Origin of the sequence: Synechococcus sp. MU1651, assembly GCF_023630635.1 — a bacterium.
Lineage (GTDB): Bacteria > Cyanobacteriota > Cyanobacteriia > PCC-6307 > Cyanobiaceae > Parasynechococcus.
In genome coordinates this window covers 159,813-176,472 of record NZ_JAKUHJ010000003.1, presented here as the reverse complement: position 1 = coordinate 176,472, position 16,660 = coordinate 159,813, and the positions used below count along the sequence as shown (strand labels likewise).

13 protein-coding genes and 1 pseudogene are annotated in these 16,660 nt (G+C 60.5%); 3 read left to right on the top strand and 11 right to left on the bottom strand.

Annotated features, from left to right (window positions below; translation table 11 throughout):
- From NCN05_RS04945 to NCN05_RS04930, 4 genes and pseudogenes are all read right to left on the bottom strand, one after another.
- Positions 1-250, bottom strand: a pseudogene (locus NCN05_RS04945) (signal recognition particle-docking protein FtsY); the annotation flags it as partial.
- Positions 250-885, bottom strand: coding sequence for a transcription antitermination factor NusB (gene nusB / locus NCN05_RS04940; RefSeq protein WP_250397236.1), 636 nt, complete (start codon positions 883-885; stop codon positions 250-252). The pseudogene NCN05_RS04945 and the gene nusB, both read right to left, overlap by 1 nt.
- Positions 886-888: 3 nt before the next feature.
- Positions 889-1,623, bottom strand: a complete 735-nt coding sequence (locus tag NCN05_RS04935) for a DUF502 domain-containing protein (protein ID WP_006849770.1) — start codon at positions 1,621-1,623, stop codon at positions 889-891.
- A 50-nt stretch (positions 1,624-1,673) separates the two neighbouring features.
- Entirely contained in the window at positions 1,674-2,321 is a 648-nt protein-coding gene (locus NCN05_RS04930; protein ID WP_250397235.1) for an HpsJ family protein, read from the bottom strand.
- A 36-nt stretch (positions 2,322-2,357) separates the two neighbouring features.
- Between NCN05_RS04930 and queG the strand changes: the two genes are divergently transcribed.
- From queG to NCN05_RS04915, 3 genes are read left to right on the top strand one after another with little or no spacing between them, the layout of a single operon-like run.
- Positions 2,358-3,323, top strand: a complete 966-nt coding sequence (gene queG, locus NCN05_RS04925; protein WP_250397234.1) for a tRNA epoxyqueuosine(34) reductase QueG — start codon at positions 2,358-2,360, stop codon at positions 3,321-3,323.
- Between the two features lie 37 nt (positions 3,324-3,360).
- Complete coding sequence (locus tag NCN05_RS04920) at positions 3,361-4,224, top strand: tetratricopeptide repeat protein (protein WP_244275803.1); 864 nt, start codon at positions 3,361-3,363, stop codon at positions 4,222-4,224.
- A 45-nt stretch (positions 4,225-4,269) separates the two neighbouring features.
- Entirely contained in the window at positions 4,270-6,738 is a 2,469-nt protein-coding gene (locus NCN05_RS04915) for a DNA gyrase/topoisomerase IV subunit A (protein WP_250397233.1), read from the top strand.
- A gap of 7 nt (positions 6,739-6,745) precedes the next feature.
- On the opposite strand, the gene purF is transcribed toward NCN05_RS04915, so the two are convergent.
- The 7 genes from purF to NCN05_RS04880 form a co-directional block, all read right to left on the bottom strand.
- Entirely contained in the window at positions 6,746-8,203 is a 1,458-nt protein-coding gene (purF, locus tag NCN05_RS04910; RefSeq protein WP_250397232.1) for an amidophosphoribosyltransferase, read from the bottom strand.
- A 61-nt stretch (positions 8,204-8,264) separates the two neighbouring features.
- The gene (gene purL, locus NCN05_RS04905; RefSeq protein WP_250397231.1) at positions 8,265-10,571 is read right to left on the bottom strand and encodes a phosphoribosylformylglycinamidine synthase subunit PurL; all 2,307 of its coding nucleotides are present in this window, start codon (positions 10,569-10,571) and stop codon (positions 8,265-8,267) included.
- Positions 10,572-10,611: 40 nt separating this feature from the next.
- On the bottom strand, positions 10,612-11,367 hold the full coding sequence (locus NCN05_RS04900; protein ID WP_115131421.1) for an RNA methyltransferase: 756 nt from the start codon (positions 11,365-11,367) through the stop codon (positions 10,612-10,614).
- Between the two features lies 1 nt (position 11,368).
- Positions 11,369-12,526: a DNA polymerase III subunit beta gene (gene dnaN / locus NCN05_RS04895; protein ID WP_186509507.1), complete on the bottom strand. Its 1,158-nt coding sequence runs from the start codon at positions 12,524-12,526 to the stop codon at positions 11,369-11,371.
- Between the two features lie 436 nt (positions 12,527-12,962).
- Entirely contained in the window at positions 12,963-14,021 is a 1,059-nt protein-coding gene (gene thrC, locus NCN05_RS04890; protein WP_250397245.1) for a threonine synthase, read from the bottom strand.
- A gap of 101 nt (positions 14,022-14,122) precedes the next feature.
- Positions 14,123-14,704, bottom strand: a complete 582-nt coding sequence (locus NCN05_RS04885; RefSeq protein WP_250397230.1) for an alpha/beta hydrolase — start codon at positions 14,702-14,704, stop codon at positions 14,123-14,125.
- 24 nt (positions 14,705-14,728) lie between these two features.
- Positions 14,729-16,588 (bottom strand): ABC1 kinase family protein, encoded by a 1,860-nt coding sequence (locus tag NCN05_RS04880; protein ID WP_250397229.1) that lies wholly within the window; start codon positions 16,586-16,588, stop codon positions 14,729-14,731.
- Between the last annotated feature and the right edge of the window lie 72 nt (positions 16,589-16,660).

Sequence of the window (16,660 nt, the reverse complement as noted above, 5' to 3'; positions counted from 1 at the left end):
GCTCGGGGGCCGCTTCGGCGACAGAGGCCGCGGCCTGTTGTTGAGCCTTCAGGCGGGCATAGGCCTCACGGGCCCAGACCAGGGCTTCGTCTTCTTCCTCAGTGGCTGCAGGAGCTGGAGTCGGCTCCGGCGCTGCTGAAACGGGAGCATCCGTCCCAGGAGCCGTCGGTTCCGGCGTCGGCGCGGGAGTGGGCGTCGGCTCCGGCGTTGGTGACTCCTCAGCCTGTCGTTCGAACCAGTTGAACACCATCAGGCCGATGCTTTCGATTGAGCGTCATGGAAGCGACGCAACACACCATTGATCATCCGGCGACCCTGCTCATCGCTGTAACGGTTGGCCAGCTCAACCGCCTCGTTGAACGCCACCGGAGCCGGAGTACGCAGGCTTTCCAGGTCAACGACAGCCAACCGGAGGATGTCCCGATCGATCCGCGGAAGCCGGGTCAGTCTCCAGCCCTCCATCACCTGATCCAACCGTTTATCGATGCCTTCGCGCTGGGAGAGCACCTTCTGAACCCGCTCCATGGCGCCGCGGCGAATCTGCTCCTGGTCGCCAAGCAGCAACAGCCGAGGCAACTCAAGACTTGCTGACAAACCATTCAGCACCTGTTCAGCTGAACTCAAAGAGGCGCGCAGATGGGTGAGGACGGTGTCATGGGTTCCTGGTTCGCCCTGCTGTAGCTCGCTGTCCAGAAGGGACTGCTGCGCCTGATCGAGCTCTGCAGCACTGGCATCAAGCGACTCACGCCAGTGCTGGGTGAGGGTCTCGAGGGCCTGGTCCAGGATCGAATCAAGGGCGAGGTCAGCGACTGAGGCTGACTTCTGTTCCGGCACCTGACCAAGCACCAGCAAGGCCAGCTCGCGTGTAAGGGATCGTGTGGCCATGACTCAGCTGGAAGGAGATGCAGAAGCCCGTAACTGGGCCATGAGGCTGGAGAAACTCCGATTCACAGGAGCTTCACGATCATCGGGGTTGACAATGCCGGCCGAAATGATCGTTCGGAAGGCTTCTTCAACGCTGATCTCAAGCTCTCGGACGGATCCAGCTGGAACAAGGGTGTACCAACCGGTGGTGGGATTCGGAGCGGTGGGAATGAAGACACTCAACAGGGGCTCCTTCAGATCGGATTGAAGGGAAGGCCCCACCTCCCCGGTAACAAAACCAACGCTGAACAATCCCTCCCGTGGGTACTCAACGAGAACAACACGACGGAAGCGTGAGGAGTTGTCGCGGAAAAAGGTCTCAAGCAGCTGCTTCAGCGTCTTGTAAACCGATCCAGCCAGGGGAATCCGGCTCAAGGTGCCTTCACCGAACTCCAACAGCCAGCGACCCACTATGTTTCGGGCCATCAGGCCGATCAGAAGGATGCCCATCAGAGGCACCGTGAGACCGAGAGCCAGATTGATCAGATCCTGAAGCAGTGGATTCAGGGTGATGAACGGATTGAACTGCTTCGGTATCGAGGTCAGGAACGCCAGAACAAAGCGACTGACGATCGTTGACAGCCAAATCGTTGTTGCCAGCGGGATGACCACCAGCAACCCTGCAATCAGGTCGTTTTTCAGATCCTGCCGAAGCCTTGCGGACAGCGGCAGATCAGGTCTGGGATTGGACTGGACCAAGGAGCTACTGCGCCCAGCTTTGAGTGAAGTCTCACCAACCTAACCAGCGGTCAGAGCACTGCCGTGAACGCAAGGAGCGCAAAGGCAATCGCAAGAACCACAGCCGTGATGGTTCCACCGATGAACCGCTGCTGGGATTCACGGGCCTGGCCAGCCTCAACGGCCTTGAGCTGGGCCTCCATCTGGGCGATCTGATCGTCCACCATCTTTTGTGCCGCCCGCAGCTTGTCCTCCTCGGTGGCATCGGCAGCGAGTTGACCGGCCTGGGCCAGCTGCTCACCTAGGGAGGTGACCTGCGCGGCATCGGCCCGGAAGGCTCGAGCATCCTTCAACGCTTCGCGGCCCTGTTCCAGATTGCGCTGACGGGCCACGTCACCCGCACCCCCATCCAGGGACATGGGCACGGCAATCACCATGCCGAGGGCCAACAGCGCTGAAAGGACGGCGATCAGCAGACGCAAAGGAGTGCGCTGCTGATGGGGGTGATCCAGCCGTGATCCGATCAGGCAGATCAACAAGCCGGCAAATCCCAGAGGAGCAAGCGCAACCAGCGGTCCGGTGACCTGCGGGCGTGGAGCATCCGCACTCCAGTCGACACCGACAAGAACAGCCAGCATCTGCAGGACGAGGATCACCACGAGGGTCAAACCAAGCCAGCGCAGCAAGGGAGCAAGCCGTCCTGTCTCAGTGCCGGTCACAGAGAAGATGCTGATAAGCGCCCAACCTTAAGGTCGATGCAAGGGCATGTCAGCGATCAACAAACTCGTTTAAGCGAGGCTCTGAAGCGCCGCGCCGCTGAAGAAGGGTTCAATCCCGTTGGCATTGCCAGAATCCCGGGAAGTCCACGGCTGCAGCTGCGCACCAAGGCTCTGCAGCGCTGGTTGGACCATGGTCATCAAGCTGACATGGCCTGGATGGCCGCCCCCCGTCGGCGAGACCCCAGGCTTCTGTTGGACGGAGCCAAGAGCGTTCTCGCCGTTGGCCTCAACTATTACGTCGACGCTGAACCCTCCCCTGGCTCCCTCAAAGTCGCCCGCTACGGCTGGGGACGGGATTATCACCGGGTTGTGGACCAACGGCTGCGACGGATCGGTCGCTGGCTTTCGAAACAACGGCCCGACTGCGGTTGGCGCGCCTGTGTTGACGCCACACCGCTGCTGGACAAGGCCTGGGCTGAGGAAGCCGGCTTGGGCTGGATCGGCAAGCACAGCAACCTGATTCACCCCGAACGGGGCTCGTGGATGGTGATCGGCCATCTGCTGACAACGGAGCCCTTGAACGCCGACCCACCAGCCCGCAGCCTGTGTGGACGCTGCAGCGCCTGCATCGATGCCTGCCCCACGCATGCGATCCGCGAACCCTTTGTGGTGGATGCAAGGCGATGCCTGGCCTTTCACACAATCGAAAACCGTGAAGACGACCTACCGGAAAACATTCGCGCCGCCCTTGGACCGTGGGTGGCGGGCTGTGACATCTGCCAGGACGTCTGCCCCTGGAACCACCGAAGCTTGCCCCAAAGCAGTGATCCCGAGGTGCAGCCACGACCATGGCTGCTGAATCTGCAGAAGGACCAGATCCAAAGCTGGGATGACAGCGTCTGGGACCAAAACCTGCGGGGATCGGCATTGCGACGGATCAAACCCTGGATGTGGCGTCGCAACGCCGCTGCGGCACAACCGGATCCCACACCTACGCTTTGACGACTCCACCCTCGCTCCAGTGCTGCGTCGAATTGGCTTGCGTCGAACGCTGGCGGCTGCACTGGTCGTGCTGGGGGGTTGGTTCGGCGCCCCAGCAGCCAACGCCCTGATCCCCTACGTCTATCTGCCCACCGAAGCGGAACTCAAGGGCTCATCAATCGGCATCGGTCGGACTGCTGCACAGCTGCTTCAGCTGGGGCAAGCCAAGGACGCAGCACGACTGGCGGCTCTGGCGGTGCGGCTCAACCCCAATGACGAACGGTTCTGGTCGATCCTTGCGGAGGCTCAACTGCGCAACAACGACCTCAAGGACGCAAGCCGATCTCTGGCCCGGGCCAAGCAGCTGAATCCTGAAAAAGCCGGCCTGTGGTTCGCCGAAGCAGCGATCGCCCTGCGGGCGGAGCGACCGGACGATGCCGTTCCCTTGATTACCCGCGGACTCCAACTGGATCCGAACAACGCTTCGGCCTATTTCGACCTCGGCAACGCCAGGATCATGCAGGGCGAACTCCCTCTGGCCCTGAAGTCGTTCGAACAAGCCACGGCCCTGAAGCCGGAGTTCTGGGAAGCCCTGAACAACCAGGCCCTGGTGCTTTTTGAGATGGGCCAGCGGCAGGAAGCCGTGCGGCGTTGGCGCCGGGTGTTGAAGCTGGAGACCAACGCAGAACCGATGCTGGCCCTGGCCGCAGCGCTGCATCAACAGGGTGAGCAGACCGAGGCGATCCAGCTGGCATCCACAGCATTGGCCAAGAACCCCAACTACGTTCTGCCCCTGCATCAAGCCGAACAGCTTTGGGGTGTGCGCATCCGTGAGGCGACGGCAGAATTGCTGAGCGAGCCCCAGCTCACCAACAGCGTGGAACGAGCCCAAGCCAACGCAACGTGGAAGAAAAGCCAGTGATCATCTGTAGGCTGAGCGCCTTCCGGTCGGAGAGCGACAGACCGAATGGCTGAGGAGCGCGTTGAACCGATCGCCCTGCATCAGGAGATGCAGCGCTCCTACCTCGAATACGCGATGAGCGTGATCGTGGGTCGGGCGTTGCCCGATGCCCGCGATGGTCTCAAACCCGTCCAGCGGCGCATTCTGTATGCGATGCAGGAACTGGGGCTCACCCCAGACCGTCCCTATCGGAAATGCGCGAGGGTTGTCGGTGACGTCCTCGGCAAATACCACCCCCACGGTGATCAGGCCGTTTACGACGCCTTGGTGCGGCTTGTTCAGAGCTTCTCCAGCCGTCATCCACTGCTCGACGGCCATGGCAATTTCGGCTCGGTGGATGACGACCCACCGGCGGCCATGCGGTACACCGAAACCCGCCTGGCGCCGATCTCTCACCAGGCGATGCTGGAGGAGATCGGTGAAGACACGGTTGATTTCGCACCGAACTTCGATGGGTCCCAACAGGAACCCACCGTTCTTCCAGCCCAGCTTCCCTTCCTGCTGCTGAACGGCTGCTCCGGCATCGCCGTTGGCATGGCCACCAGCATTCCCCCGCACAACCTGGGAGAGGTGGTGGATGGCCTGATCGCCCTGATCCGCAAACCGGAACTGAGTGACGAAAAACTGCTGGAGCTGATCCCAGGGCCCGACTTCCCCACAGGCGGTGAAGTGCTGATCAGCTCAGGCCTGCGGGACACCTACCTGCATGGACGCGGCAGCATCCCGATGCGCGGCGTGGCCCACACCGAAGAGGTGCAACCGGGCAAAGGGCGCCACAAACGCAATGCCGTGGTCGTCACCGAACTGCCGTACCAGCTCAGCAAAGCCGGCTGGATTGAAAAACTGGCGGAGTCCGTCAACGACGGAAAAATCGGCGGAATTGCAGACATCCGCGATGAAAGCGATCGCGAAGGCATGCGTGTGGTGGTGGAGCTGCGTCGCGATGCAGATCCCGAGAAGGTGCTGAAGGATCTGCAACGGCGAACGGCACTGCAGAGCAACTTCGGAGCCATCCTTCTCGCCTTGGTGGATGGACAACCCCAGCAACTATCGCTGCGCCAACTGCTGCAGACCTTCCTCGATTTCAGGGAACTGACCCTGATCCGGCGCACCAGCCATGCCCTGCGCAAGACCGAAGACCGGCTTGAGGTGGTGGAAGGACTGATTACAGCCCTGAGCAACCTTCAAGCTGTGATCGCCATGATTCAGGAGGCGAATGACGCCGCCTCAGCCCGCGCCAGCCTGATGGTGCGCCTCGACCTCAGCGAACGGCAGGCGGATGCGGTGTTGGCCATGCCCCTGAGGCGCCTGACCGGACTCGAGCAGGAAAGCCTGCGCCAGGAGCTGGATGAGCTTCGAGCGGAACGTCAACGCCTGAAGTTGCTCCTGGACAACCGGGATCAGCTGCTGGACGCGATGGTGACAGAGCTCAAGGCGTTGAAAAAACGCTTCAGCACCCCGCGGCGAACCCGCCTGGTGGAGGGCGGTGATGCCCTGATGGCCGAACGGGCAGCCAGCCAACGGCCGAACACGGAACTGCTGCGTCAGCAGGCCCTGGCTGCACTGCCCGGAGATGGACGGGTGCTGATCCAGGCCGATGGCCAAGTGAAGATCGTCACCCCCCAGGTGCTGGGCCGACTGCACCTCAATGATCCATGCCCCATTGGTGATGCACCATCTCCGGCACGGGTGATCCTGCCGATCGAGCCACCACCACGACTGTTGGCAGTGAGTGCGGGGGGACGCATCGCCCAGGTGCGCTGGGAATTTGCTGGACAGCAACCCGGCCCGATTGACCGATTCCTGCCCACGGGCCTCGACGGGGACCCCATCGTTTCGCTGCTGTCGCTGCCCAGCCAAAACATCGACGACCTGAGTCTGGGCTTGCTCAGCAGCGATGGACGCTTTAAGCGGCTCCCCCTCAGCGAAGTGGTGGACCTTTCCGGTCGGGCCACCAGCGTTCTCAAGTTGAAAGAGGGAATCGAGCTCAACAGTGCAGTGATCTGCCGCGATCAGGGAACACTGGTGCTGATCAGCGACATCGGTCGCCTGCTACGACTGCGAGTCACTGAAGATTCACTTCCGTTGATGGGTCGATTGGCACAGGGACCAATGACCATGCGATTGCTCCCCGGGGAACAGATCGTTGGAGCCGTCTGCACGGAACAGACCCCACTGATGCTGATCACCAGGCAGGGAGTAATCGTGCGAATCGACTGCTCAGGCCTGCGCTACAACCAGCGGGGCGATCTCGGCAGCATGGCGGTGCAGATTGATGCGGAATCGGATCGCCTGGTGGGCATCAGTACTGGACCCGGTCTTGTGGGTGTGCGTACCAGCAAGGATCGTCACGCGCGCTTGGATCCGGACAACATCAACGTCTCAAAACCCGGAGACAAACCCACGAAGCAGGCGTCTCTTCAGAAGGGAGAGACCATCGTTGATGTGATCAACGCCATTCAACCGAATCCCTAAGCCCCGATCAGGAGCGGCAATTCTGCTCCAACCACTGGAAATAATCTTCGTCGATTCCACCGGTCACATAGTGGCCATCAAAACAAGACATCTCGAGATCCTTGATCTCAGTGTTCTCCACAATGCTTTCCAGCAGGTTCTCAACGGTCTGATAAACAACATGATCAGCCCCGAGAACATCTGAGATCTGCTCACTGGTTCGGCCGTGGGCAAGGAGCTCCGCCCGGGTTGGCATGTTGATCCCATAAACATTGGGATAGCGAACCGGTGGAGCAGCCGAGGTGAACGTCACCTTGTTGGCACCAGCGCTGCGTGCCATCTGAACAATCTCGCGTGATGTTGTTCCACGAACAATCGAATCGTCGACAATCAGAACATTCTTCCCGGCGAATTCAGTTCCGAGAGCATTGAGCTTCTGCCGCACTGACTTCTTCCTTTCAGCTTGACCCGGCATGATGAAGGTGCGGCCGACATAGCGGTTTTTGTAAAACCCTTCTCGATACTCAAGACCCAATTGTTTGGCCACCTGCATCGCCGAGGGTCTGGCTGAATCAGGAATCGGCATCACAACATCAATATCACCAGCCGGCAATGTTTCAGCGATAGTTTGAGCCAGACGATCACCCATCCGTAGACGCGACTCGTACACCGATATGCCGTTCATAACGGAATCGGGCCGCGCCAAATACACGTACTCAAAAGCACAGGGAATCAAACGAGGAGACTCAGCACACTGTCGCTGGTGCAAGTTCGAATCAGCATCGATGAACACCGCCTCGCCGGGATCAACATCGCGAACGATCTCGTAGCCACTGTTTTCAATCACAAGCGATTCGCTGGCGACAATCCACTCCTCACGACCCTGGTCAGACAACCGCCTGCCGAGAATCAGGGGACGAATTCCATAGGGATCCCGGAAGGCCAGCATTCCGTGACCCGCAATCAAAGCAATCGCCGCGTAGGAGCCCTGAACGCGGTAATGGAGTGACGCCACCGCATCAAACAACTGATCCGGTGTCAGATCACGACCTGTGAGTTGGGATTGAATCTCCGTGGCCAACACATTGACCAGCATCTCCGTATCGCTGGTGGAATTGGTGTGACGACGATCAATCTTGAACAGATCCTGCTCAAGCTGAAGGGTGTTGGTGAGATTGCCGTTGTGAACGAAAGTGATGCCATAGGGGGCATTCACATAGAACGGCTGAACTTCCTCTTCTGACGCAGCAGCTCCACGGGTGGCATAACGAACGTGACCGATCCCGGCATTACCCAGCAGCTTTCGCATGTCTCTTGTGCGAAAGGCTTCACGCACACGTCCCCTTTGTTTGTGCACGTGGAAGGTGTGATTGTCCATCGTGACAATCCCTGCCGAGTCCTGACCGCGGTGCTGAAGCAGAAGCAGATTGTCGTAGATCTGTTGGTTGACCGAGTCAACACAGAACATTCCGATAATGCCGCACATGATGAATCCGAAGTCAGAGAGATAAGGAAGAGAAACGACCGTCAGGCAACGCCTGACTCAATCACTCCGAATGCATCCGTCGGGGCAACGCATCACGGAAAACAGCAGCACAGCGTTGCACCTCAAGATCAACCTGAACGGCTGATTCGGATCGGATCACCAATCGAGGCTCCGCAGTCACGCTGCCCAGCTGGGTGACGCAAAGCGCTGGCTTGGATCCGATCAACTGCTCCCATGCAGGGAGGGATGCTGCATTCACCGACACAATCACCCGGCTGCCACCTTCGGCGAACAAGACCCGCTCCAGGCGCGCTGAGCCTGTGGACAAGGTCACGCTGATGCCCAGATCGGAGGCGATGCAGGATTCGGCCAACGCCACGGCCAAGCCGCCATCACTGCAATCGTGGGCGGAGGCCAACAAACCTTGAGCAATGGCCTCACGCACCAAATGCCCCACCGCTGCTTCGAGGGCAAGATCGGGCTTGGGCGGTCGTCCGGCCAAGGAGCCAAGGGTCTGCTGCTGATAGGCACTACCGGCCAAACCAAGGCTGGGATCGGCACCATCCTCTGGCGGAACACCGATAAGGAAAATTGCATCGCCGGGCTGTTGCCAGGCCAAGCCAGTCACACGGCTGATGTCATCCACACCACCAACCATGCCGATCACCGGCGTGGGGTGGATCGGTTGCATCGTGCCGTCGTCCTGTTTGGTCTCGTTGTAGAGCGAGACATTGCCTCCAGTGACGGGGGTGTTGAGGGCACGGCAGGCATCGGAGATCCCGCGGCAGGCCATGGCCAGCTGCCAGAAGCCCTTGGGTGTTTCCGGTGACGGGAAATTGAGGTTGTCGGTCACCGCCAGGGGCTCCGCCCCCACACAACTCAGGTTGCGTGCCGCTTCGGCAACGGCCGCCTGAGCGCCGCGTTCGGGATCCAGGGCAACCCAACGGTTGGGGCAGTCCACCGTGGCGGCAACACCACGACTGGCTGCGGCCATGGATCCATTGCCTTGCTGAGGTCTCAACCGCACCACAGCGGCATCAGCGGCTCCAGACGAGACCACTGTGTTGGCCAGCACCTGCTGGTCGTACTGACGGTGAACCCACTGCTTGCTCGCAATGGTGGGGTCATCCAGAAGCTGAAGCAGGGCTGCCGCTGCATCGCTCAGCTCCGGAAGCTCCTGCTCGGTCCAGCTCCAGAGCGCCTGAAGGTCTGCCGGGGGCTCCTGCAACAGGGCATGTTTTTCGATTGGGGTGTCATCGGCAAGAGCCGTGGCCGGCACCTCAGCGGCGACGGCACCGTGATGCAACACCCGCACAATCGGTTCACGAAGCACCTTGCCCACAACCGCCGCCTGCAGGCCCCAGCGACGGAAGCGCTGCATCAAGGCGTCCTCCCGGCCGGCCTTCACCACGAACAACATCCGTTCCTGGGATTCCGACAACAGGAACTCGTAAGCCGTCATCCCGGTTTCACGGGCCGGAACACGGTCGAGATCCAGTTCCACCCCCAGGCCCCCTTTGGCAGCCATTTCCGAACAGCTGCAGGTGAGACCAGCGGCGCCCATGTCCTGAGCAGCCACCACATCACCACTGGCGAAGGCCTCAAGGCAGGCTTCGATCAGCCCTTTCTCCAAAAACGGATCGCCCACTTGCACGGCAGGACGATCATCCAAGGAATCGGCACTGAGCTCAGCACTGGCAAAGCTGGCTCCCCCCATGCCGTCCCGACCGGTGGTGCTGCCCACATACACCACAGGATTGCCGACGCCGATCGCACCGGATTTGACGATCTCCTCGGTCTCCATCAGGCCAAGGGCCATGGCATTCACCAGCGGATTGCCGGAATAGGAGGGATCAAAAGCCACCTCGCCACCCACCGTCGGCACCCCAACGCAGTTGCCGTAATGGGCAATGCCGGCCACAACGCCTTCCATCAGGCCAACGTTGGCAGGATCCTCAAGAGGGCCGAAGCGCAGAGCATTCAGCAGCGCGATCGGACGGGCCCCCATCGTGAAGATGTCACGCAAGATGCCGCCCACCCCTGTGGCCGCCCCCTGAAAGGGTTCGACGGCGGAGGGGTGGTTGTGGCTTTCGATCTTGAAGGCCAACCGATGGCCCCCACCGAGATCCACCACACCAGCGTTTTCGCCGGGTCCCACAAGGATGCGTGGTCCCTCCGTAGGGAAGCCACTCAGCAAAGGCCGGGAATTGCGATAACAGCAGTGTTCGGACCACATCACGCCGAACATGCCCAGTTCGGCTCGATTCGGCTCGCGGCCGAGACGCCGACAGATCTCATCCCAGTCACTGGGCTTGAGCCCTTCCTGCTTCAGGGCTGCAGCTATGTCGTACGCAGGGGAGGAAACCACGAATCGCGGAGCACCTCCCCCCAGTGTTGCCGACCGCCCGTCAGACCCAGGGATCTTCGTCCTCGCGACGGCGGCGAGAGGGGGGCTCATCCCAGCTTTCGTCATCCCAGACTTCAGGTCCAGACACCTCTCTTGGTTCATCCTCGTCGTCGGATCTGAAGCGCACGCTTTCCGATCGCAGCTCATCGATGGGCGAGTCGTCCAACCAACCCTCCAGGCGATCGCTGGCCCGATCACCCATGGAACGCAACTGGTCCCGCCAGTGTTGGGTCCGTTGGAGCAGATCGTGCCGAACGCTGGCGCGGGCCATGGGCAGATCGTCCAATCCCATCAGGCCAGTTTGGATCTGACCCGGTTGTTGATCAAGGATGCGATCGGGAGCCAAACGCCATCGGGAACTCCCCGGCAACCGCGGGTCGCTGCGGGCGATCAGGTAGTGAAGAATCGCGCCATCGGCAGGTCGAAAATCAAGGTCCACTACGCTGCCGATCCGCTCACCGTCACGATCCAGCAAGGCTGCATCCATCAGCGTGGGCAAGCGCTCCAGAGTCACCTGATCGGTGACCGCCGGCTCGCCACGGACAAACACCTGTTGATCGCTCAAACCACAACACTGGTTCAAACGCCAGACATCCCGTGACATGCGCAAGGCTGATGGACGGCTGACCCAGCCCAGAAGACGATGCACCGGCGGATGCATCCAGGCCATGACCCCAGGCCCGTGATCCAGACCCAGATCACAACGAACCGTATGACTCAGAAGATCACTGAGGAGCAGCTGATCCGGTAGCGACACATCAGGAACGAATCTGAACAGGCATCACCAGATAGGTGAAGGCTTCGGACGCTTCCTCGGAACGGAGCACAGCCGGCGTGGTGGGCGCGTTGCAGTGCAGAACAATCCGATCAGAGCCCATGGCTTTCAGGCCATCCAGCAGATAGCGAACATTGAAGGCAATCTGCATGGCGTCACCCTCCAAGTTGGAGGGAAGCGATTCAGAGCCACTGCCCACATCCTGAGCATCAGCACTGATCTGGACAACACCGTCCTCGGGCTGACTGCTGAATTTCACAACGTTGTTGTGTTGATCAGCGAGAACAGCAATCCGCTCCAAAGCAGCGATCAGAGCGCGACGGTCCATTCCAAAGGTGCGGGTGAAACCATCGGGGATCAGCTGGCCGTAATTGGGATAGGTACCTTCCAAGGTGCGGCTGGTGACCATTTGGTCGGCCGCAAGAAACACCACCTGGCCGCGATCACAGAACAAACTGACCGGTTCATCGGACCGCCAGGACGCCATCAGCCGCTCCACCTCCCGCAGTGAGCGCGATGGAAGCGTCACGGCGAACCCCTCGTCGTCCACCGCATCGGTCACGGCCGCATCCTGCAGGGCATCTTCAACATTGAGCACGGCAAGGCGGTGACCATCGGTGGCAGCCGCTTCCAGAGCTCGCTGGTTGAACTTGAGATGCACGCCGGTGAGCAGTTGCTTCGCTTCATCAGCACTGCTGGCAAACAGGGTGCCTTTGAGCGCCTGCACCAACCGTTCAGGTTGCAGCTTGAGCGTCATGCCGCTCTCCACCATCGGAAGATCGGGATAGTCGTCAGCGCTCATGCCGCGCATCTGATAGCTACCGCTGAGGCTGGTGAGCTGAACCTGCTCACCGGAATCGTCTACGGCGAGGGTGACCGGAGAATCGCTGGACAAGCGCGACACGATCTCTCCCAGCAGCCGGGCCGGCAATGTGATGGCCCCGCTGGTTTCCACACTCGCGGCGAGGGACGTCTGAATTCCCAGACTCAGGTCAAAACCGGTCAGGCTGAGGCGGTTGCTGCCGGCATCGGCGGTGAGCAAAACATTGGCCAAAACCGGGTGCGTGGGGCGTGTAGCGACTGCACGGCTCACCAATTGCAGAGCGCTATTCAGTTCGGACTGTGAACAGACCACCTTCATCGTCCTGAAGACCTGAGCGCGCTGAGGTGTCCCACGGTTTCACAGGCTGAGGGGAAGTGCAATGGCCAACGGTTCGGGAGCCTTTGCTCGGCTGTTTGGTTCTTATGGATTTAAAAAATAAAAAACAAAAACAGCCGTCGTAGGGCCTGGGGAAAAGGGGGAAAGGAGCTCAGAAACCAGCGTTCATCACAGTTCTCGATGAGCCAGGGCTGAGGAGAATTTTTCACAGGATGGGGAGTGAGGCTTCGTTTTCCACCTCTTCACAGCGGGTGGAAAACAGGCGAGGCAAACGGGTGGATAGTTCTCGCCTGTTTTCCCCAGCTTGTTGGGATGGTTTTCGGGCGTCTTCCGCAGCCGCTTTGTCGGTTGGTTTTGTCTTACGTCCATAAAAAAGCCCCCTGACGGGGGCAGAAGTGCGTTGATGCAAGGCGGTGTGTCAGAAGCCCATCACACTGGCGACGGTGCCCAGATCAGGATTGAGGTCCGTGTGGAAGGCGGCGTCGTTGTTGCTGATGGCGCAGTCGGGATCCTTGAGGCCGTTGCCGGTCAGAACGCAGACCACCGTGGCGCCGGCTGGCACTTCATCTTTGCGCTTGAGCAGGCCTGCCACAGAGGCAGCGCTGGCGGGTTCACAGAAGATTCCCTCCTGGCCGCCTAGAAGCTTGTAGGCCGCGATGATCTCCGCGTCAGTCACATCCAGGAACGCGCCATTGCTGGCTTCGCGAGCTGCCAGGGCCTTAGCTCGGTTGACCGGGTTGCCAATGCGAATGGCGGTGGCGATGGTTTCGGGGTCCGTCACCGTGGTGTTGTTCACCAGAGGGGCGGATCCGCTGGCCTGGAATCCCATCATTCGGGGCAGGCTGCGGCTCCGGCCGGCCTGTTGATATTCCTGGAAACCCATCCAATAGGCGGTGATGTTTCCGGCGTTGCCCATGGGAATGCACAGCCAGTCGGGTGCATTACCGAGGGCATCCACGATTTCGAAGGCCGCCGTTTTCTGGCCCTGCAGCCGGTAGGGATTCACCGAGTTAACGAGGGTGACGGGATACTTCTCTGCCGCTTCGCGAACGATGTCGAGGGCGCGGTCGAAGTTGCCGCGGATCGCCAACACCTCAGCGCCGTACACCAACGCCTGAGCCAGTTTTCCCTGGGCGACATAGCCATCCGGGATTAAGACGAAGGCACGCATCCCACCCCGCCTGGCATAGGCCGCAGCCGCAGCACTGGTGTTGCCCGTGCTGGCACAAATCACCGCTTCACAACCGGCTTCCTTGGCTTTGCTGATGGCCATGGTCATGCCCCGGTCCTTGAAGGACCCCGTGGGGTTCAGGCCGTCGTATTTCACGAACACCTTCACGCCCTTGCCGATCTGTTCCGCAACCGATGGCACGGGGATCAGAGGGGTGGCGCCTTCACGCAGGCTGATCACGGGCGTCGCATCGCTGACGGGCAGCCAGCTGCGATAGGCCTCAATCAGTCCAGGCCAGTCCTGCATCACAGGGGTGGCAGTGAAACGCCGACGGAGGTTCTGAAACAGGGACACCGGCTGGGATGGGGGGATTGCCGGAATCTAGGCGGCGTCCGTTCAGGGCTTGGTCAGGGTTGCGCTTCCTTCAATCCGTCCAAGGGGGAGTCGGAGAAAAACTGCACCAGACCGGCGATGGATTCCGCTTTTTCGATCACTCCAAACAGAGCCGGAAGATTCACCGCCATGACGGCATTGGGGTAGCTCTTCAAAAAGCTCACTGCCGTGAGGCCATCTTCGTTCTGCAATCCACTGATCACTCCGGCGCGGATCGCCGGAACACTCACCTCAGGTTCCGGTGTGTAGATCGGATGAATGATGCGTGCGACACGACGCAGGATGGCCTCACCGATCCGTGTGTTGATCAGACGGCTTGTGAGCACCAGGGGAAGCTCGAGGCTCTGGTTGAGCATATGCGCCACTTCGATGGGGTCCTGCCCGGAGAGCTCCAGCAGATCCTCCAGCAGACCAGTGGCATCACCGGTTTCGGCCAGGTGTTCGATTTCTTTCACCGGAATGGAGCGGCGGAAGGCACCACTCACCAGGGCGACTTCCGTGGCGGCATGCAGGGGTTGCATGACGCAGCTCCAACTCAGCCCAAGCCCTGCCGCCATGGCCAGCAGAGAGGAACCGGTGAAGGGCTTGGGGAGCATCACGCTGAAGGTGTTGGCCGGAAGTTAGGCCGGAACTCCAGCAGCGACCCGCACCAGGCGGACAACTCCCCGTTCGGCCAGCCCCTGAGCCACCTTGAAGCCCATGCGCCGGGTGTCTGGTTCATTGAGCACCCTTGGCATTCGACGCAGCAAAAGCTCAGGGGTGAATCCCGGCAACGATTGCAACACCTGGATCAACTCCCGCACCGGCTCCAGTTGCATCAGTGGATCGGAGAGCCCGGGAGGTGTCTTGGCAAGGGCGGAGGGTTGCAGTCGTTTGGGGAGGCGTCGACCCAGGCGTTGCATCGTCGACCAACCCAGGGCATCCAGACGATCAACCGTGGCGGTCACCAGTTGATCCCGAAGCAGTCCTGCCTTGGGTGAGAACAGGAAGTCGAGCAGTTGATCGAGCAAGGCCTCCAGATCCAGCTGGGCCTGGCTTGCAGCGCTGGACACCAGATTTTCCAGACGGGTCCAACGGAACGCGTCCCCGTCGAACAGCATCTCCTTAAGGCTCTGACGCAACTGGGGATCGGGATCCTCCATCAGCCGCCTGGCGAAGTAGGGGTAGGCAGCACCGAGGATCTTGAAGTTCGGATCAACACTGAGGGCGATGCCTTCCAGGGTGACCAGCGATCGAATGATCAGGGCGTAATAAGGCGGCACCCGGAAGGGGAATTTGTACATCACACCGGACATGTCGTCGGTGACCGCTTTGAAATCCATGCGGTTGACGCCGGCTTCCAAGGCCTGGCTGAAGACCTTTTCAAAGGCGGGAACAATCGGTTCCAGGTTCACGTCTTCCGCCAGGAACCCCAGGGTGACGAAGTCTTTGGAGAGCTTCCCGAAGTTCCGGTTCACCAGATGAACCACGGCCTGAATCAAGCCGGTGCGTGACTCGCGGCTCACTTCGCTCATCATCCCGAAGTCGAGATAACAGAGGCGACCGTCCTCCAGAGCCAGGAGATTGCCGGGGTGGGGATCGGCATGGAAGAAGCCATGCTCCAGCAACTGTTGAAGGCTGCAGTTCACGCCCACTTCCACCATGTCGTCCGGGTCCACACCGAGCTCGCGAACCGCATCAAGGTTGGTGAGCTTGACGCCGTCGATCCACTCCATCGTCAGCACCCGGCGGCTGGTGGCGTTGCGATAAATCTTTGGAACAGCGATGCGAGGGTTGTGTTGATGCAGCTCAGCGAAGGTCTCAGCGTTCGAGGCCTCGTTGAGGTAATCCATCTCTTCGAACACCCGTCGCCCCAGTTCATCGATCAGGGCGACGAGGTCACTGCGGATCAATCCGATGTTGCTGTTCAACCAGGCGGCGATGTTGCGCACGATGTACAGATCCAGGGTGATCTGTTCGCGCAGCCCCGGGCGCTGCACCTTCACCGCCACCCTTGCGCCACCCTTGAGGATTCCCTTGTGCACCTGACCCAACGAAGCGGCTGAAATCGGTTCCCGGTCCAGCTGCTCGAAAATGTCATCCACCGGTGCGCCCAGGTCTTCCTCGATGCAGGCCATGGCCAGGCCGCTGTCGAAGCCGGGCAGTTGGTCCTGGAGCTGGGCCAGTTCTTCCAGCAGCAGTGGGGGGACGATGTCCGGTCGGGTGGAGAGCGCCTGGCCGGCCTTGATGAAGGCGGGACCAAGATCCACAAGAAGTTCAGCGCATTCGCGAGCTCGAGCCCGGGCCCGTTCCTCATCCTTCAGCAACTGGAAGATCCAGTCGAAGGCGACGCCCAGCAGCAACAGGCCGATGGGTACGAGGGTTTGCCAGAGCCGGCGGATCAGCCGCTGGGGATGGCCGGCATAAATACGTGTGATGGCGGCGGGGTCGTACTCGAGCAACCCAGCGGCTTCGATGAAATCCCCGAGCTCCTGCGCCATCAATTCATCGGGATGTCAGACACCCCTTCTAAACGAACCGAGCTGCCGCTACGGTCGGCATCATCACAGGGC